The organism is Vibrio sp. R10-SF1-ISO8 (genome assembly GCF_059833805.1).
In genome coordinates this window covers 278,984-298,416 of the sequence record NZ_JCBDHL010000010.1, presented here as the reverse complement: position 1 = coordinate 298,416, position 19,433 = coordinate 278,984, and the positions used below count along the sequence as shown (strand labels likewise).

Genomic DNA, 19,433 nt, shown 5'->3' with positions numbered 1-19,433 from the left:
TACCTAAAGCTTCTTTAACGACAGGGCTTGGTTAGATTTGTGAGATGAGGCTCGCCTTCTCATTTGGTTTTAAGACTGGGATTATGAAGATAGCGATGAGGCTAAAAGCGATCATTAACATAAAATGCACTGAATACCCGAAAGCGCCGATCAGTGCCCCGCAAATGATAGCCATCACGATTGCAATGAACATATCCATCGATTGGAAAAGAGAGAAGTCCACACCTGACTGATGTCCGGAGGCAAACCCCATCATTAGAGTATAAAGCGCAACAAATTTAGCCGACGTAATGATGCCATTAACGACAAAGATACCCGCGATTAACCATCCCTGCTCAGCAAGATTTAAGTCGTATGCTAAATAGAAGCTAAAAAACACGACTTCAAAGACCATCATTAGTAGTAACACATTGAGTGATCGACTTTTTTTTATTAACCAGCCACCTAGCACTACGCCAATTAAACCAGTAATCACTCCCCCTCCGGCAACTAAAAGACCTAAGCTTTCTAGCTCTATGCCACTGTCGACCAAGAAAGGCATCATCATTGATAATGTCCCTCTCGTTCCGAGCTGCGATACGGTCACAAGGAGCAGTCCAATCCTTACTTCAGGATTAGAAAATGCAGCTTTAAGGGAGGGAGTGCGAGCTGTTGGCACGCTTTTCTGATTGGCGCTGTGATTCCAGAATAAACAAAGCGTTGGCATACTGAATAATAAAGTCAGAAGAGCCAGACCGAATAATGCGGTTTGCCAATCGAGCAATGAAGTCGCATAGATAAACAATCCACCGCCAAAAACAGCCCCTAGATACGAACCACCAACTTGCATGACGTTGCCTAGGTATCTTCTTTTTGCCTCCAACTGGTCAATCGCCAGACCGTCTGTAGCGATATCAGCGAAGCTGGAAAATAAGCTGATAACCAAAACGCCAGCAAACAGGGTCATTCGATTCTCGATCGTTCCAATGATGCAAAGCGTAATGAGTATGGCAATTAAAACTAGCTGAGAACCGAAAATAATTATGGCGTGATTTTGTAAGCTAGCTCCCTTTTTGCGTTGCCGTTCGATCCAAGGTGACCACAAAAATTTAGCGACCCAAGGAAGCATTGCAAGGTAGAACAACCCTATTTGGGAGGTACCTATGCCCTCATGTCGCATTATCGCTGGCAAGCCTTGAAGTGAGAACATACTGACTAAGCTTTGGATGGTATAAACGCTCGCCAGAACGGCGAGCAATGGTTTAACCATAGGTTTCATTACCACTCGTACTTCGCTTTCACGCCAACTTCTCTACCTGTCCCGTAATTGCTGTATGTCTGACCATAAGAGAATGCGTAAGTGGTGTAGTCTTTGTCAGTAATATTGTTACTAAAGAGCGAGATAGACAGGGCTTCGCTGTAGTCGTAGTCAATGGATAGATCGACTAAAGTGTACGCACTTTGTGATAGTGAGTTAGCTTCGTTAAAGTAGATTTTAGAGTTATAACGAGCTTGAGAGTTGATCGAAATATCTCCTTTGATTCCTGTTACTGGTAGGTAATAGTTAAAGCCCAACGTTGCCGTGGTGTCTGGCGCGTAAGGCAGTCGATTTCCTTCAAAGGTACTGTTGTTTGATTCAAATGTTGAATGTCCAAAAGTCCCGGCAGCAGTGATGGTCAGATCGTCGGTTGGGTAGAAAGCGAACTCAGCTTCGATACCTTTACTCAGAGCCTCGCCCATATTTTTAAGGGTTTGATGCCCTGGCGTACCGGTATATAGTTGAATATCGTCCGTTTTAATCCAGTACAATGCGCCACTAAAATCGACTTTCTGATTCGCAAAGCTGGTGCGCCAACCTAGCTCACCATTGAGTGATGTTTCCGCGTCATAACCGTTTGCATCGGCATTGCTCAGAGGAACAACGTTGTAGCCCCCTGGTCGGTAACCACTGGTTATCGAAGCGTAAAGTCGAGTGTCATCACTTGCTTGCCAACCAATGGCGGCTTTTGGTGAGACTGTCGATTCTGTCTGTTCCTTGTTAAAGGGGGTGATAAATCGCGCTGGGTTACCGTTGAAGTCAGAGTTTACTTTTAGGTATGAAGCTCGAACGCCAAGAGATACATCCCACTGCGGTGCAAACTGGTAGTTTGCCTGCCCAAACAACGCATAAGTGTCATAGTCCAATTTATTTCGTGCGTTATTGGCTGACACGTCCAAGCGGCGATATTCCAAGTAGCCACCAACTACGTAGCTAAAACGATCGTTGTATTGTTGGTTTAGACGCAGTTCTTGGCTGAACTTGTTTTGGTCTTCTTGGTAGTAGCCATATACATATTCACGGTCTATTTCGCGTGTTTGATAAGCGGTGATACTTGTGATTTGAGAGGAATCTAAATCGTAACCAAGATTCAAAGCGAAAGTATTAACGTCTCGCTTTAGCTTGGGGATAGGTGCGTCTTTTACACCAGAGTCATGTTCACTCTCAGTGAGGTACCATTCTTCATGGCTGTCGAGCCTATCTGCGGCGATTGATAGGGTTGCGCTAAGTTTTGAGTCATTTGGTAAGTAGTGAAAGCGAACTTTCAGTGTTTGCTCATCTGCATCGTTTGCGTCTTTTTTTCCGCTGGCGGCATGTTTAATATCACCTTCATCGTAAATATATCTAGCTGCAATATCCGCTGAAATGGAGTCTGATAAACGGGTCGCGGCGACGGCATCAACCTGCTGACTCAAATTCGAATATAGAGCAGAAGTTTTGACTTCAGTGGTGTCAGTTTCACGACGAGTTATGATGTTAATGACACCGCCTTGCGCGTTCCCACCGTAAAGTGTGCCTTGCGGGCCACGCAGCAATTCGACTTTTTCCACGTTAATCAGTGGTTGAGTGACAAAAGCGTTATCTTGCAGGACACCATCCACATAAATGCTTACGGTTGGAGAATAGTAGTCAGGTGAACTAATCCCGCGAATGGTGGTGTTAGCGTAAGTTCGATTTCCGCGAGTTTGTATAAGCACTCCAGGGAATACCATCTCGAGATCTTTGACCTGATAAATGCCTGCTTTTTCGAGCTCTTCTCCCGTTTTGACCACAACTGAATTATTCACTTGCGATAAAGGAGTATCGAACTTGGTTGCTTCAACGACAACCACTTCTATTGCTGGTGGTGTTTCTTCGGCATAGGAGTATGAAGTACCCAAAATAGTGAGGATAGCGCTTGCAATGACGGTGCGCGGCGAAGAAATCTTGTACATACTGTTTTCCTTGAATCTGAATAAGTTAGCACTACTCACAGCGCTGTATTTTTAATTGTTATGTTGAGTTTCCCACAGAGATTGGTAGCGGGAAGAGGTTGTGATTAATTGGTTGTGCGAGCCAAAATCCTCAATGCGACCTTGGTTCATCAAATAGATGCAATCCGCATCAGCAATGGTGTCCAATCGATGCGCTACTGTGATCATGGTTTTAGAGGCAAAACACTCGGTAATGCTATGCAGTATTTCCCGTTGTTTGGGTTGGTCGAGTGCGGATGTAAACTCATCAAGAAGCACAATGGGCGCATCATGAAGCAACGCTCTTGCGAGGGACAAGCGTTGACGTTCTCCACCCGATAAATCCTTGCCATTCTCGTTTATTTCGGTGTTTAGTCCTTGTGGCAAACGAGCGATCAGCTCATCAAGTCCTGCGGTAGTGATTACAGCTTCTAACTCTTGGGTGCTAGCGTCTTTCTTTGCGATGAGCAAGTTTTCTTTTAGCGACCCTGCGAACAATTGCACATTTTGGGTTACGTAGGAGATGTGCTGATACCAGTGCATTGTCCCTATCGCTTCTACCGTGCAACCACCAATTCTTACCGCTCCATGAGTGGGGATGTGGAATGCAGCAAGTAAATCTAACAAGGTGGTTTTTCCCGCTCCACTGGTACCGATGAGCGCGATATGTTGCCCATATGGAACCTGCAAATTGATGTCTTTAAGAATGGTGTTGCCATCCAGAGTTAACTCAACCGCTTTGAATTCAATGTCGTGGTGATGCGGCTGAACACCATGCACAGGTTGTTGTGGTTCTTGGCTCAGGGCATATAGACGATCGGCAGATTTAGCCATGTATCTGAGTAACGTAGAGAAAATAGTCATGCGTACAAATGGTCGGATACAAGCGACGGCAGCAATGATTGAAACTAACCACTCCCCGAGCGTAAAGTTGCCCAGGTTCATTAAGTAAGCGCCGAGCGCCGCAACCATCGGAATAGAAAGCTCAAGCAACAAGCTTGCTAAAATGACGCCAATTCCACCAGCCCATTCAACCCCTAACCCTGTTTTGCGCAAGTCTACTAATTCTTGATTAAGTGGAGCCGCTAATACTTCACTGCGACCAAAGCGTTTTAGCGTTGGTAAACAAGCTATGTATTCGAGCAGTTTGTTGGTGCAAGAAGCGTTTTTATCGACATGGCGTTGTGCTTGTTTGGAAAAGTTATCTTCGAATTTCCACAGCAATAAGCTCGCGATCACCATAACAATCAGCATAAGTGAGGCTAGGTAAGGTGAGCAAAATAGCAGTACACAAAGCATCGCGAACGGAACCACCAAAGCTGCGATCAAGTCAGCAATTAGGTGACTAAAAATGTCTTCGAATGCTTTTAAATCACGAGTGATTAGCTTAATGCGCTCTCCCAGACCTTGCCCTGTGATCTTGGAAAACGGTTGGCTACGAATGTCATGTAGTAGCACTTTTCTCAGGTGGTGAGTAATGTCATAAGCGCCTAAGAAGCTTTGTTTGGCGGATTGTCCTAACCGCCATTGAACGACAACCGTGATAAGTGAAACTGCGAATAGGGCTTCAAGAGAAAGTAACCATGTTTGGGTAAGGGCTCCGAATATCAGTAGCCAACAAAATAATGGCAGAATCTCACTGAACAGTTTGCCAGCAATGCCAACCAAAAACGTTTTTGGATTGATATCGGCGTGATCGAGTAGCTTGAGAATGTTACGCACAGACGGTCTCCTCAAGATGAATTTGTTTAAGCTGCCCGTGTGATAATGAAAACGCTCGGTTAGCGATAGTTAATGCTTGTGAACCATGACTGATGACCAATTGGATTTGCTGCGGTGCATGTTGACGTATTGCTTCTAGAACACGATTTTCCGTTACCTTATCTAGATGAGAAGTCGCTTCATCTAAAACCAGAATGGCAGGGCGTACTAGCATGGCGCGAGCGATGGCTAACCGCTGTAGTTCCCCTCCACTAAAATTGCGTTCGGTTTCATCCATACTGGAATACAAACCATTCGGAAGCTGTTCGATAAGTGCAGAAAGTCCAAGCATATCGAGGAGTTTGATAATCACGGAGTCGTGTATCAATCGATCTCCTAAGACCAAGTTTTCGCGTATTGATGCGCTGAAGAAAACAGGGTGTTGGTCGACAACTGAGATAAATTGGCTTCGTTCTCTATCGGACATCGAAGACACGGCTTTTTGGTTAATAAACCAATCGCCTTCGTAAATTGCTAATTCTCCGTAGAGCGTTGCCAGTAGACTACTTTTCCCTGAGCCTGATGCGCCTTGAATTACGATGCACTCGCCATGAGATAACTGAAGGCTCAGTCCACTGACGATATCGAGTGAGTCACGTTTGACTGCTAAGTTTTCACAACAAAGCTCGACATAAGGCGTTGCAATGGATTTGAAATGTTGATCCGACGTTGCTGAGAACAGAGGTAGTATTCGCTCTAGAGAAGAAAAGGACTGCTGCACTTGCCCAAATATCTGTGTTAGATCCAACCATGGTTTAAGGATGCCGGCACAAAGAATCACGATCATCGCGAGCTCGACCGGGCTTAATGAACCTTGGGTCAATTTGACGATGGCGAATGGAATAACAAGAACCAAAGACGCTTGAGCTAAGGTGGTAAAGGTGACCCATGCTCCAACCATTTGATTGGTATAAGCGTTAACCAGCTTGTGGTGCTTAGTCATGTTATTGCTTAACTGGCGGTAAGAGTCCGCGTCAACGCCGAATAGTTTCATCACGCCGATGCTACGCAAAAACTCTAGTTGCGCTTTGTGCATATTCGCAACGACTTGATTGTACTTTTTTTGTCTATCTGAAAAGCCACGCATCATGACTGTTTGGGCAATCACAGCGAGGGGGAGAGGACTTAATGCGATTAAGCCTAGTTGCCAGTCGATGCTGACCATAAAACCAAGCAAAACAAACGGAAGTAAAGTACCAGTAATAATATCGGTCGTATGATGAGCAATAAGAGGTTCAAGGCTCTGACAATCGTCGCTGAGTCGTTTTTCTATATCTCCACGATGGTATTGCATCAGTTTAGCGGTTGGCATTTCGGACAGAGCACGAACGAGCTTCTGCCTAATGGTCTGAATAATTTGATAAGCCGCAAGGTGCGCCTGCCATACCGAAATCGTATAGAAAAAATAGCGCACACAGACTGCAATGGTCATAAGGGCTAAGTAGAAATAGAGACTTTGGGTATTTAGGTACTTGCTCAATGCGGCGTATAAGCAAATCCAAGTGGCGAGTTCTGCGAACACACACAACACAGCGCTAACACCGGTATAAGTGATGCGTTTTTTTTCCGTTTTTAATAATGAGATGAGTGCTTGAGTGACGCTCATCTTGTCCGTTAGATGCATAGATGACTCCTTAATGGGAGGTATTCTCATCTAAGCGTTATTTTAACAATAGCAATATCGGGAAATAGAAAGCGAATATCGGGAAACGTTTTGCGGTGGTAGTGCTAGGAGTAAAGCAGGCGCTCTTTATTGCATAAACCTGTTCTTACCGAAAGCCTCAACTCTTGAATATGACGGCAATAAAAACAAAGGGTTGACACAAAATGCCAACCCTTCAAAATTCTCGCTTTCTCGCTTTCTCGCTTTCTCGCTTTCTCGCTTTCTCGCTTTCTCGCTTTCTCGCTTTCTCGCTTTCTCGCTTTCTCGCTTTCTCGCTTTCTCGCTTTCTCGCTTTCTCGCTTTCTCGCTACTTCTCCAGCATGCCTAGCTTGTCTGGCACGCCATTCCATTTTTCTGCTTCATCCATGGCGGGCTTCACTTCGGTTTGTACTGGCCAAAGCTCGGAAAGTTCAGCATTGAGCTCAATGAAAAGCGTTTGATCGTCTGGCACTTCATCTTCTTGGAAGATCGCGTGCGCATCACATTCATCAACACACAGACCACAGTCAATGCATTCGATTGGATTGATGACCATAAAGTTTGGGCCTTCATGAAACGCATCTGCCGGACATACAGCGACACAGTCAGTGTATTTACATTGGATACAGTTATCAGTTACGACAAACGCCATGATGAATGCTCTTAAGTTAGTCAAAATAGAAGAGAGGGGATAATACTCATCCCAAGGCAAAATTCAATATGTTTGATTTAGTATGACAGACAATTCAATTTCTCGTAAAATGCGCGCCATTGTGAGCTGACCGTTCGTCAAACGGTTTTGGCTAAGACACCTATCTATACGAGACATCAACATGATACGTTTAAATGAAATTAAACTTCCTCTTGATCATGAGGAAGAGGCGCTGACTGCTGCCATCACCAAGAAGCTTGGCATCTCTGAAGACCAAGTCATCTCTTACAATGTATTTAGACGTGGCTACGATGCTCGTAAAAAAGCCAACATCCTATTGATCTACACGCTAGACGTTATAGTTGAAAACGAAGCCGCGCTACTTGAGCAGTTCGTTAGTGACCCACATGTAAAAGAAACGCCAGATATGGAGTACAAGTTCGTTGCGAAAGCGCCTGAGAACGTGACGGAACGTCCTGTGGTTATCGGCTTTGGTCCGTGCGGTCTGTTCGCGGCACTGATTCTTGCGCAAGCGGGCTTTAAACCTATCGTTGTTGAGCGTGGTAAAGAGGTTCGTGAGCGTACAAAAGATACCTTCGGCTTCTGGCGTAAGCGCACTCTAAATACGGAATCAAACGTACAGTTTGGTGAAGGTGGTGCAGGTACGTTCTCTGACGGCAAGCTTTACAGCCAAGTAAAAGATCCTAACTTCTACGGTCGTAAGGTGATTACTGAGTTCGTTGCAGCAGGCGCTCCAGAAGAGATCATGTACGTAAGTAAGCCGCACATCGGTACCTTTAAGCTGGTAACGATGATCGAGAAGATGCGTGCGAAAATTATCGAACTGGGTGGTGAAATCCGCTTTAGCACTCGCGTCGATGATATCCACATGGATGGCGAGCAAATCACGGGTCTAACACTATCAAACGGCGAAGAGATTAAATCTCGCTACGTTGTTCTAGCCGTCGGCCACAGTGCGCGTGATACCTTTGAAATGCTGCACGATCGCGGCGTGTACATGGAAGCGAAGCCGTTCTCGGTTGGTTTCCGAATTGAGCACAAGCAGTCAATGATAGATGAAGCGCGCTTTGGTCCTAACGCGGGCAATCCAATTCTTGGCGCAGCAGACTACAAACTGGTTCACCACTGTAAGAATGGTCGTACTGTATACAGCTTCTGCATGTGTCCGGGCGGTACTGTCGTCGCCGCTACGTCAGAAGAAGGTCGCGTTGTGACCAATGGTATGAGCCAATACTCGCGTTCAGAGCGTAATGCAAACAGTGCAATCGTGGTGGGTATCGACCCTGAACGTGATTACCCAGGTGACCCACTAGCAGGTATCCGTTTCCAGCGTGAGCTTGAATCAGGTGCTTACGTACTTGGTGGTGAAAACTATGATGCACCAGCGCAGAAAATTGGTGACTTCCTTAAAGGTCGCGATCCGAGTGAGATTGGCGACGTTCAGCCGTCATTCACTCCAGGTATCCACCTAACGGATATCTCTAAAGCGCTACCAGATTTTGCCATTGAAGCGATCCGTGAAGCAATTCCGGCGTTTGATAAGAAGATCAAAGGCTTTGCGTCTGATGACGGTCTATTGACTGGTGTTGAAACTCGTACATCTTCTCCAGTTTGTATCAAGCGTGGCAAAGACTTCCAGAGCATCAACCTTAAAGGCTTCTACCCAGCAGGTGAAGGGGCTGGTTATGCTGGTGGTATCCTTTCTGCGGGTATTGACGGTATCAAGGTGGCTGAAGCTCTTTCTAAGGTAATGGTTGCTGACCTAGAAAACGCGTAACCTGACTAATCAAATATCTAGGCTCTTCTGTTATGGCAGAAGGGCCTTTTTTATTGTCAAAATTTGCAATTGATCGTTTTGTAACTTACGACAGTCGCGACTAAGCTTTGCCTATATGCACTTTGAGGGGTATCAATGGATCTGATTAAACTTATCTATGTGAGCACAGTTAGCAAGGCGTTTGAGCTGACATCTTTTGAAGACATAATGAACAGTGCTCAGGAAAATAATGGTGAACATGAAGTCACGGGGATTTTGTATTTCAATCAACATTATTTTATACAGTATTTGGAAGGTAGCGAGGAGAATGTGGAGTCTACCTATCGCCGTATCCAGAAAGATAAGCGTCATTGTAATGTCACGCTGCTAGATAGAAGTTCAATAGAAAATAGGCAGTTTAGCGGTTGGTCTATGGCTTATTTGCTTCAATCAGAGATTCTAAAAACGCTCAACTTCTATTTTATGGATTCACCTGAATTCAACCCATATAGACTTGATGCACAATCTGCAAACGAGTTAATTACTGAGTTAAGAAGTCACCTGCCACTCGCTTATTTGCACAGCGATGCCCTATCGAAAACTTATCGTTAAAACAAGTATTTGCTTGCTCTACGAACATAATATTACGATTGCATTGCTCATTTTAGTCGTACTTTTTTCCTTCATGATCCTGACAAAGGTCTAAACTGAGTACTATTCGCTGTTCTATTTTTCCTATTGAATCCGACCCCTCTCAAGGAGGCAAAATGGCATCTCAGAACATCCAACATTTTTTTCATCCTGACTCTGGCACCATAAGCTATGTGGTGGCTGATCAGGATACAAAAGAAGCGATTATCATTGATCCTGTTGCCAATTATGATGTGAAAAATGACGAGATTAGCTACGAGTCTGCGCAAGAGATTATTGATCATATTCAACTTAATCAGCTGCACATAGTGGCTATTTTGGAAACGCATATTCACGCGGATCATTTGTCGGGTTCGTTTTATTTGAGTAAGGAACTTCAGGCTCCGATTTACGTTTCAGAAGGGGTAAAAGAGGTTTATGCGCAGTGGAAGGACGAACTGTGTCTCAGTGAGCTTTATCATTTTGAACATTATCTATTGGAAAATGAAGAGATGGATTTTGGCAATTCTCACTTAGAGGTCATTGCGACACCCGGACACACCCAATCTGACTTAACCTTTAAGATAGGTGATGCACTGTTTGTTGGTGACTCATTGTTTTTTAATGGTACGGGTCGGGCCGACTTTCCTGGTGGCAGCGCTGAGAAAATGTTTGAGTCGATACGTAAGCTGTATGAATTGAAGGACAGTACAGAAGTGTACCTTTGTCATGATTACCCAGATAAGGCAGAAAACCTCCATTATAAAACCACGATAGGTGATGAAAAGCATGACAACATCTTGGTTGATGAGAATACCTCATGCCAACAATTTGTTGAGAAAAGGGAGGGACGAGATCATCAACTGACGCCCCCAAAGCTTCTTAAGCCAGCGTTAGAGTTTAACCTTACCGCGTTACATTCTCTTCACTAAAGGCGTTGTGTTGTAAAAGGCGGAGAGAACCGAGGTTAGGTGTCGAGAAGCAGTGACTCTAACTCGAAATATGATTGAGAGGGACTAATCATGATTGTCCGGTTTATCACAATATGTATGTTGTTTGTCTTTTCAGCCCAAGCACAGGTTCCTTCACGCATAGTATGGACGATACAGGATGAATGGCCGCCATATGTTATCGACTCCGCAGAAGTGAAAGGTTTAGCCTATGAGATCATTTCGGAAGCTTTTGCTGAACAAGGTTACACCATTAAAAATACCATTAAACCTTGGAGCCGAGCTTTAAGAGAAGTGACGACTCAGCGCTATGATATTGCGCTGACCGTTTGGAAGAGTAGCGAGAGACTAGAGTACCTTGACTTCAGTGATGCCTATCTGACCAATTCACTCATCTTTGTCACGCTCAAAGAAAACGCATTCAGTTATACAGGGCTAGCAAGTTTAAACGAGAAGCGGATCGGAGTATTGCGAGGCTATGCCTATGATGATGACTTTTTGAAATCGAATGCTTTTGATCGGATGGATTCTGATAGTTTAGCGACCAATGTGAGAAAGTTAAAAGCTGGCCGGATCGATGCATTAGTGGCCGATAAGTTCTTTTTCTTATGGTATGTAAAGAACAACGAATTAGAGATTAATGATTTCGCTTTGATCGACAAACCATTAGCTGAGAATCCGTTATATATTGCTATCAGTCGTGATCATCCAAACAAAGAGAGTATTCTTTCGGCTTTTAATGCCGGGCTGAAGTCTCTGCAACAATCGGGAAGAATTGCCGAACTGATTAAACAGTACGAATAATGTAGGGCACCTGATGGTGCCCCTACTTTTTGATTATAGTCGACTGTTTATTTGTTCTATCTCCTCACGCCAACCTTGCTGCAGGTTGGGCTTTTGATGTTTAGGTTTACGCTCAAGATCTTCTTCAAGTAACGTTTCTAGCTCTATCAAACGCTCCAACAGTTGCTCTTCGCCAGTTAGCTTTCCATCGAAGGGACTCAACTCCTGCTGATTATCAGATGCTTGAACAGCTAACGCTGTGTCAGGATGTTCGGCTATCTCTTGATACACCTCTTCAACACTTAGGTATTCGGTCAATGTGCCATTGTTGATTAACCAGAAACGATTGCAGCTTTGTTCAATGAGGCTACGGTCGTGGCTGACAATGAGTGCTGCACCATTGAACTCATTCAAAGTCGCAATCAGCTCTTCTTTGCCTTCCATATCCAAGTGGTTGGTTGGCTCGTCAAGAAACAACAGATGGTATTTCGCGAGGGTTAGGCCGATAAATAGCAGGCGCGCACGCTCACCACCACTGAGTGATGCCACATCTTGGTTATGCCGCGTATACTCAAAGCCTGCACCAATGAGCGAACGCTTAGCTATTTCACTATTCACGGATGAAAAGGCCTGTAAGGCGTCGCTTATAGTGTCAGAGTCTTTCAGCTGCTTGAGAGACTGGTCGTAATATCCTAAGCGACACCTGTCATGGAAGGTGACAGCCTGTGAGCTCAATGGGCTAATCTCGGTGAGATAATGTCGGTAAAGTTGGTTAAGCAGGGTTGATTTACCACAGCCATTACTTCCTAAAACCGCAATTCGGTCGCCACTTTTTACGCGCATTTCTACCATATTAAATAGATGGAAATGGCTATCTGGTGGTGTAACGCTAAACTCGCCGGTTTCAAGCAGTCGGTTGGCAGGCAGAGCTTCACCTTGCAATACAAGCTGCCAAGGTGTGCCTTCTGTCAGCTCTGTTTGAGCTTCCTCTAAGCGCTCTTTTCTCGCGAACATGGTTTTTGCTTTACGGGCGAGATCTTCGTTGTCATAAACCTTACCCCAGGTCGCGAGCCGTTTAGCACTTTTCTCTATTCGGTCTATCTCTTTTTGCTCGTTGGCATGTCGGGCTTGGTCTTGCCGATCTTTCTCAAGTAGTGCTGCTCTTGCTTGGGTGCAAGGTAAGGCAAAATGATGAAGAGATTGATCTCGCATGACCCAAGTCGTATTTGTCACTCGATCTAGCAAAGTTTGGTCGTGTGAAACCAACACAAAAGAGCCTTTCCAATTGGAGAGAAACTGCTCTAGCCAAAGTAACGAAGGTAAGTCTAAGTGGTTGCTGGGCTCATCGAGAAGCAGTAAGTCTGGCTGATTGATAATGGCTCTCGCGATAAGCAATCGCATCTGCTGACCACCACTGCAATTGGCGACAGGCATATCTTGCTCAGAGTCAGAAAAACCAAGCTCGGCCAACACCAGTTCAGCGCGCCAGTCGTCATCCATACTTAACATTTCAGCTAAGGCTTCACGGATACTTTGACTATAAAGGTGCTCAGGAACATGTTGCTCTACATAGCTCATAAGGCAATGAGTTGCTTTGGCTATGTGACCTTCAGTCGGCTCGTATTGACCATTGAGTAGCTTCAATAGAGAGCTTTTGCCACAGCCGTTGTGACCAATGAGTCCGATTTTATCACCACGATTAAGGGTGAAGGTTAGTGCTTTAAACAGCGGGTTTGAGGTGTAGGAAAGAGTTAGTGATTGTGCAGTTAAATAAGTACTCATAATTTTCTCAAGAATTTGGGGCGCAAAAGGCCGTTGTCTGTGCTGACAATAATTCTTCGAGCTTGAGGGAAAGTACTCGGGGACGTTATTCGTCTATAGTTGATATTTCGCTCAAGTCGAGATTATCGCAGCGCGATATCTAAAACTCTTGAGCGAGCCTTCATGCCATAAAAGCGTGGGTTGATTGAACACCACAAAGACATAAATTCCTCCTTAAGTTAGTTATAAAAGTGTTGCCACTTTCGGTTATTCGTTGATGAGCATTTTAGCGCCATTGTCACCAATGTACAGAAAACTATCAGGGTTCAAGACTGCTTCGTGATAACAATCATAGGCTTATACTTTTGGCTTACGCCTCTTCTCTCAACCCTGAATTTAAAAATCTGGGAGGATTTACATCATGTTGCTGTTGATAAAATCACCAAATACACATGCCAGACAAGGAGTCTCCCGTGAATCAACGTCAGTCGCAACAGCAAGAGTTTGATCTAAGTGAACGCAACCTAATTGTCGGTTGCGCTAAGCAAATCCCTATACCTCCCGAGTTACTGGCAGCTACCACTGCTGACTCTGATTACGTTGTCGACACATTTCAAAGTGGACTAACCGCAGAAGTCTTTCGAGTTCGATTTGATGGCAAGGATTACACCCTGAAGAAAAAGAGACCAGAAGCGAAAGTGAAAAACCTCGATGGTCAGTACTCCTTCCTTAACGAAGTCCAACGTCGTTTCGATATTCAGCAGCAAAAAGACGATACGAGTACTTCGCCGGATTTCGAGTGCATAGTGTCTACGATTTATGCTGATTATCGCTTAGGCATTATTCTGTCTGACTGGATTGAAGGGGAACCCGTTAAACAGATAACGAGTTCAATGCTCTCGCAGCTGTTTTCCACGTTATCAGCGTGCGAAAAGATAGGTCTATTTGAATGGGATTTATGCGCAGGTAACTTGCTTGTTGATGAGCAGCATAAATTATGGCTGTTCGACTTTGGTTATATGTATCCGTTCAATCCACTTAAAGAACTCAACAGCAATGGGTTAGAAGCACCTATGTTCAACTTCTGTGAGCGATTTGAAACTCGCTTCTTATCCGGTTGGTTGTTAGAGAATGATTTATCTTACAACGACTCTATTGAGGTCTTTAAAAATGTTAAGTACGAAGCGCTCAATACCTTAGTAGAACAGATAAATTGGCTGAGAAATAACGATGCAGATCTAGGTGTTCTTACCGAGAAAGAGAATCTTGCTAAACGCTACCAGCAAGCACTGGAGAATGATCACGAGCTCGATTCTTTGTTCCAAGTAGAAATGTTTCGCTCGCATGTACTCGATATTGAGGATGATCTTGATGGTCAAAGTTGTACACCGACTACTATTAAGCGAGTGGATTTAGTGCTGTCGATGATCCGCGAGCACTACAATAAGCTCAAGCAGCAAGGTGGACTTTTCTATCACAATGAAGGGAAAACCCAGCAGGAGCTTATTGAATCATACAATCACAAGCGAGAATTGGTGAAACGGTATCAAATTAAGTAGGAAGTTATTGTTCAAGGCAGAGCTTATCAGTTTTGACTCTCTAGCATCTCTACCAAGCCGCCAGCGTTATGCAAATTGGTAAAGCCTTTTGCTTTTAGATACTGATAAGCCTTCCCTGAACGATTGCCACTACGACAATACAGTACTATCTGAGTGTCTTTATCGATATCGGCAAAGTGAATGTTTAGCGCTGAGAGCGGGTAGTTCACAGCTTGTGGTAAATGCCCGTCTGCGAACTCTGGTGGCGTTCTGACATCAACAATCATTGCGCCTTGATCTATCCACTGCCAACCTATCTCTGCCCGCTCAGAGGCGAAAGCTGGAAGGCTTAGCGCAGCCAGTAATGTAAAAAGTAGTGTTAGGCGCTTCATGGTGGTTCCCTTTTGCTGTAACTCACTCAGCATATCTGAATACTCGCTTTTCACCGCGAGATAAGTCACAACACCTACTCTTTGCCCGTTTCGTAGCGATTTTTCTGTCACATTTTCTTACGTGTCCCTTTGAATAGAAACAACCTAGAAACATCTGTTGTGACTTGGGACTCAATAGAACCTTGATACAGCGAATGTATCACCATACCTTTTACCGAGTTTATCCGTAGCCCTATATTTGGCGTCACTGACAGCACATTTTTATAAACATTTTTAAAGGTCTACGAATGAAACTCCAAACCCTAATTTGCGCAGCTTTGCTTGCAGGTGCATCGACTTCTGCCATCGCGGGAGAAACCAAACTTGATGTTCGTTTTGGTTACAATACGACGTCAGAAAATCGTGATAGCCGCGTGAAGTTTATGCATACTTTCGAGAACGGTTTTTACTTCAGTGCAGAAGCAGCTCAGCTTCATAACGACGCTTACTTTGGCAGTAATGATGCTAACAACCCAGACAAGAACGGTTTGCAAGCGGCAGCTCAAGAGTTTGAAGCGTCTTACAAGTTTAATCTTAATGATGATTGGTATTGGTCTCCTGGTCTCGTCACCGTCACAACTTCAGACTGGACGGAATATCGCCCTTACTTAAAGCTAGGCACCACGTTTGACAACGGGGTGTCGATGACAGGTCGCTACCGCTACAACTGGTCAAATGATGCTAACGGTAAGCAGTATCTGGATGGTAGCGGCACAACACGCGGAGCATCAAATCAGTTTGATTTGTGGCTCTCTAAAAACATCGGTGATTGGGGTTTAATGTATAACCCTCGCTACCGTGTTCAAGACGGGGTTGATCAGGGTACGGGCCGAGACGATTACTGGGAGCATACCATCATGGTTAACTACAAAGTCGATGAAACTTGGACGCCATACATGGAGTTAGTGTCGGTAGACGAGACTTATGTTGATAGCAATGGTAATCGCGACAATGACTACGCGGTGCGTTTTGGCGTTGTAATGAACCTGTAGTGTAGTTTTTAGTTCTCTATCTGTCCTTTGCCAGTCATCTCATTGACTGGCTTTTTTATGTCTGATTCTTTATAGCTAATCCGTCTTAACCAGAATGATTAAAGCTATTACAAGCGCTTGATTACCCACTACACTCTTCTAGCTAAAAGGGAGAGTCATGCACACTATTTCACTACTCGTCGTCGCGCTAATTGCCTTCGCTGCCAACTCATTTTTTTGTCGCCTAGCATTGGCGAATCACGCTATCGATCCGGGTTCTTTTACTTGGCTACGATTGGTTTCCGGAGCGGTAACACTGATGCTTATTCAAAGTTGGCGTGGTCAAATGAGCTATCGCTTCTTTACTGATAAACACAGCTGGTGGTCAGGCATCTCTCTTTTTGGTTATGCAGTTTGCTTTTCGTATGCTTACACCCGGCTCAGTACGGGGACCGGCGCTTTGATTCTGTTTGGTATGGTGCAGCTGACCTTAGTGGTGTTTCACGTTATTTCTGGCAATCGCTTGAGTGTGAAAGAGATGCTAGGTATTGGGGTGGCTCTATCTGGCTTTACTGTTTTAATGCTACCGTCGGCAGAGGCTCCGAGTTTGAGTGCCGCTGCTCTAATGCTTGTTTCTGGCGTTTGTTGGGGCATTTTCACTCTGTTAGGGCGTCAAAATAGCGTTGCTTCAGTGTCTATTACCCAAGGGTTTATGCTCGCAAGTGTGCTTGCTTTTGCTGCCAGCCCACTACTTGTCTCAATTGAAACTATCACGGCTGATGGCGTTCTATGGGCGTTACTGTCGGGTATCTTTGCTTCCGGTTTTGGCTACATTTTGTGGTATCAAGTTGTTAAACATATCTCAGTTCTTCAGGCGTCGGTCTCTCAGTTAGCGGTGCCTGTGATTGCCTTTGCCGCAGGAAGTGTGGGGCTAGGTGAGTCGATAACGTTAACCGCTGCTATCTCATCATTACTGGTTTTGGGTGGGATTGCCCTTATCTTTACGGCCCGAGCAAACAATTAACCCGCTAACAGCTCTCGTCCGATCAAATCGACTAGCTCTAAGATATGGATTTGAGATTCGCGATGATATGGTGAGATACCATCGACCTGTTCTTCCAAGTCAAGGTTGATACCTGCTATGCCTGCCAATGTTGAGCCTAAATGACTTATTGCAAAAACCTTTAATCCTTTGCGCTTTGCATTGTGGGCCATATCGACCACGGCTTGTGTCTCTCCTGATTTACTAATTAGGATGACTGTGCCTGATTCCGCGCGAGCCAACTGGTGGATATCGGTAATCACTAGATGAGGAATGTTAGCGAGGGAAAGAAAGCGCGACAAATACGAAACGCTCACAATCGACGCCCCACGAGAGTATAGATAGACCACCGGAGAGTGAATCAGTGACTGAGCTATCTTGTCGACTCGCTGCGCTTGGTCATCGCCCTGAGTTGTTGGCGAGACATCTTTATTCAGGTCGTCGGCGAGTTTATATCTGAGCTCAGTGTAGCTCGCATAGCCCATCTTTTTACACACCCGATTTACCGACGTTGTTGTGGTCAAGGCCTTGTTGGCTATCGTCTTGGCTGAGACTGAATCTAGCTCTTTAGCGTGGCTGATCAGGTACTCATATATGACTCGTTCGATCCCTTTAAAGGTATTCATCGCTTACACTAAGACTTAATAACAGAATGGTTAATATTAGGCGTTAAAATGCGGGAAATTACCTTGATAGTTATCACAAAAGTATCGTCATACATGGGTTGTACGAGGAAACTGTACCTTGATACATCACCGCTAAATATACTTGCCTCAGTTGATAAGTATAACGGTGAACAACCATGAGTAAGAAAAAACTCGTTGCAGTGACCGCTTGCCCTACCGGCATTGCACACACCTTTATGGCGGCTAAAAAAATCAAAGCCTGGGCTGAAAAGCAAGGCTATGAAGTGAAGGTCGAAACGCAGGGAAGTGATGGTGTTAAAAACAAACTCACTGCTCATGACATTGCAACCGCAGACGGCGTTGTTTTGGCGGTTGATGTCCCTATTATGGACATGGAGCGTTTTGATAACGCTAATCCACTTCAGGTTCGCACTCAAGAGCTGATCAAGCGCGTCGATGATTTGTTACCAACGGTATTTTTGCGTGGTAAGGAAAAGTCGGACGCAGATGTCGAAGTGCATGATGAAAAGCGTTCGGCTTACCAAGTTGCTATCGGTCATATCATGACGGGTATCAGCTACATGCTACCAGTCGTGGTACTGGGTGGCCTGCTGATGGCTGTCGCCAAAATCACTGGTGAGTTCATTGATATCTCAGGTACACCTATCCAAACCCTAGATAAACTTGGTTTCATGACCATCAAGTTTATGTATCCAATCTTTGCAGGTTACCTCGCGTATTCGATTGCTGGCAAACCAGCGCTGATCCCAGCTTTTATCGGCGGCTTGATGACCGATGAACCTTATAAGCGCTTCTTTGATTTAGAAGGCTGGGCGCCATCTGGCTTCTTCGGTGCGATTGCGATTGGTTTCCTTGTGGGTTACCTGGTTCGCTACCTTAACGACGTGATTAAGGTGAAAACCGAACTGACCACGCTAAAGACCATGCTGCTAGTCCCGGCGGTGACGGGTGTCGTGATGGTGCTTACTATGGAGTACGCGATTAACCCATTCTTTGGTGCTGTAAACCTTGCGATGATCGACCTGTTTACTCAAGCCGGTGATGCCGGGCGTGGTATCTACTCAATGGTGATTGCAGCAGGTACAGCCTTTGATTTAGGTGGTCCAATCAACAAAGCAGCAGGTTCGGTTGCGCTTGGTTTGAACGGCATGGGTGAAGGGTTTGACCTGATAGCTCGTGAGTTGGGTATCGTTATTCCACCAATCGGTGTGGGCATCGCGGCGCTGCTAGATGGCAAGTTCCGCAAGCCAGTTTTCTCAAGTGAAGAGCGCACGGTCGGTAAAACTTCTCTGATGCTGGGCCTAATCGGTATCTCAGAAGGTGCGATTCCATTCATTCTGAAAAATCCGAAGATGATTCCAATCATGATTCTGGGTTCAATTATCGGTACGCAATTGGCTGTCGTCCTTAACGTATGGCAAAGCCTACCACTACCAGCCGTTTGGGGGTGGTTCCTATCTTCTGACCCAATCAGCTACACCATTTCTGTTATCGCGGGTTCTATGTTTATCGCTATAGCTCTACTGCTGTGCACTAAACCAGACCACGCAAAAGCCTAAACACGTCTAGCGGGGAGGCTTGCCTCCCCAAACTATCAAG

The 19,433-nt window shown here is 45.0% G+C and carries 16 protein-coding genes; 8 read left to right on the top strand and 8 right to left on the bottom strand.

All coding sequences use genetic code 11. The features are described from left to right. Positions 1-31: 31 nt before the first annotated feature. The 5 genes from AC6R00_RS06920 to fdxA all read right to left on the bottom strand — a co-directional run bounded on the left by AC6R00_RS06920 (position 32) and on the right by fdxA (position 7,304). Positions 32-1,258 carry an MFS transporter gene (locus AC6R00_RS06920; RefSeq protein ID WP_500639808.1) on the bottom strand — a complete coding sequence of 409 codons (1,227 nt, stop codon included), beginning with the start codon at positions 1,256-1,258 and terminating at the stop codon, positions 32-34. Continuing rightward, positions 1,258-3,231 carry a TonB-dependent receptor gene (locus tag AC6R00_RS06915; RefSeq protein ID WP_500639807.1) on the bottom strand — a complete coding sequence of 658 codons (1,974 nt, stop codon included), beginning with the start codon at positions 3,229-3,231 and terminating at the stop codon, positions 1,258-1,260. Before AC6R00_RS06915 ends, AC6R00_RS06920 begins: the two co-directional genes overlap by 1 nt. 51 nt (positions 3,232-3,282) lie before the next feature. After that, positions 3,283-4,971 carry an ABC transporter ATP-binding protein gene (locus tag AC6R00_RS06910; RefSeq protein ID WP_500639806.1) on the bottom strand — a complete coding sequence of 563 codons (1,689 nt, stop codon included), beginning with the start codon at positions 4,969-4,971 and terminating at the stop codon, positions 3,283-3,285. Then, complete coding sequence (locus AC6R00_RS06905; protein ID WP_500639805.1) at positions 4,964-6,634, bottom strand: ABC transporter ATP-binding protein; 1,671 nt, start codon at positions 6,632-6,634, stop codon at positions 4,964-4,966. Before AC6R00_RS06905 ends, AC6R00_RS06910 begins: the two co-directional genes overlap by 8 nt. 346 nt (positions 6,635-6,980) lie before the next feature. After that, positions 6,981-7,304, bottom strand: coding sequence for a ferredoxin FdxA (gene fdxA, locus AC6R00_RS06900; protein WP_500639804.1), 324 nt, complete (start codon positions 7,302-7,304; stop codon positions 6,981-6,983). 181 nt (positions 7,305-7,485) lie between these two features. On the opposite strand from fdxA, the gene AC6R00_RS06895 reads away from it, so the two are divergent. The 4 genes from AC6R00_RS06895 to AC6R00_RS06880 all read left to right on the top strand — a co-directional run bounded on the left by AC6R00_RS06895 (position 7,486) and on the right by AC6R00_RS06880 (position 11,465). Continuing rightward, positions 7,486-9,102 carry an NAD(P)/FAD-dependent oxidoreductase gene (locus AC6R00_RS06895; RefSeq protein WP_500639803.1) on the top strand — a complete coding sequence of 539 codons (1,617 nt, stop codon included), beginning with the start codon at positions 7,486-7,488 and terminating at the stop codon, positions 9,100-9,102. Positions 9,103-9,237: 135 nt separating this feature from the next. After that, entirely contained in the window at positions 9,238-9,693 is a 456-nt protein-coding gene (locus AC6R00_RS06890) for a BLUF domain-containing protein (RefSeq protein ID WP_500639802.1), read from the top strand. Between the two features lie 155 nt (positions 9,694-9,848). Next, a complete protein-coding gene (locus AC6R00_RS06885; protein WP_239854223.1) occupies positions 9,849-10,643 on the top strand; it encodes an MBL fold metallo-hydrolase in 795 nt (264 codons plus the stop codon). 90 nt (positions 10,644-10,733) lie between these two features. Further along, positions 10,734-11,465, top strand: a complete 732-nt coding sequence (locus AC6R00_RS06880) for a substrate-binding periplasmic protein (RefSeq protein ID WP_500639801.1) — start codon at positions 10,734-10,736, stop codon at positions 11,463-11,465. Positions 11,466-11,498: 33 nt separating this feature from the next. Here AC6R00_RS06880 and AC6R00_RS06875 read toward each other — a convergent pair whose 3' ends face one another. Further along, positions 11,499-13,226, bottom strand: a complete 1,728-nt coding sequence (locus AC6R00_RS06875; protein WP_500639800.1) for an ABC-F family ATP-binding cassette domain-containing protein — start codon at positions 13,224-13,226, stop codon at positions 11,499-11,501. Positions 13,227-13,678: 452 nt separating this feature from the next. Between AC6R00_RS06875 and AC6R00_RS06870 the strand changes: the two genes are divergently transcribed. Beyond that, positions 13,679-14,764, top strand: coding sequence for a protein kinase family protein (locus tag AC6R00_RS06870; RefSeq protein WP_500639799.1), 1,086 nt, complete (start codon positions 13,679-13,681; stop codon positions 14,762-14,764). Between the two features lie 26 nt (positions 14,765-14,790). On the opposite strand, the gene AC6R00_RS06865 is transcribed toward AC6R00_RS06870, so the two are convergent. Then, positions 14,791-15,135, bottom strand: coding sequence for a rhodanese-like domain-containing protein (locus AC6R00_RS06865; protein ID WP_500640170.1), 345 nt, complete (start codon positions 15,133-15,135; stop codon positions 14,791-14,793). Positions 15,136-15,422: 287 nt separating this feature from the next. On the opposite strand from AC6R00_RS06865, the gene AC6R00_RS06860 reads away from it, so the two are divergent. Together AC6R00_RS06860 and AC6R00_RS06855 are read left to right on the top strand one after the other, a co-directional pair. After that, on the top strand, positions 15,423-16,166 hold the full coding sequence (locus AC6R00_RS06860) for an oligogalacturonate-specific porin KdgM family protein (RefSeq protein WP_500639798.1): 744 nt from the start codon (positions 15,423-15,425) through the stop codon (positions 16,164-16,166). A 157-nt stretch (positions 16,167-16,323) separates the two neighbouring features. Further along, positions 16,324-17,169, top strand: coding sequence for a DMT family transporter (locus tag AC6R00_RS06855; protein WP_500639797.1), 846 nt, complete (start codon positions 16,324-16,326; stop codon positions 17,167-17,169). On the opposite strand, the gene AC6R00_RS06850 is transcribed toward AC6R00_RS06855, so the two are convergent. Next, positions 17,166-17,813 (bottom strand): MurR/RpiR family transcriptional regulator, encoded by a 648-nt coding sequence (locus AC6R00_RS06850; RefSeq protein WP_500639796.1) that lies wholly within the window; start codon positions 17,811-17,813, stop codon positions 17,166-17,168. The genes AC6R00_RS06855 and AC6R00_RS06850 overlap by 4 nt on opposite strands. A 176-nt stretch (positions 17,814-17,989) precedes the next feature. Here AC6R00_RS06850 and AC6R00_RS06845 point away from each other — a divergent pair, with 176 nt between their 5' ends. Then, on the top strand, positions 17,990-19,393 hold the full coding sequence (locus AC6R00_RS06845; RefSeq protein WP_500639795.1) for a PTS fructose transporter subunit IIC: 1,404 nt from the start codon (positions 17,990-17,992) through the stop codon (positions 19,391-19,393). Positions 19,394-19,433: the final 40 nt, after the last annotated feature.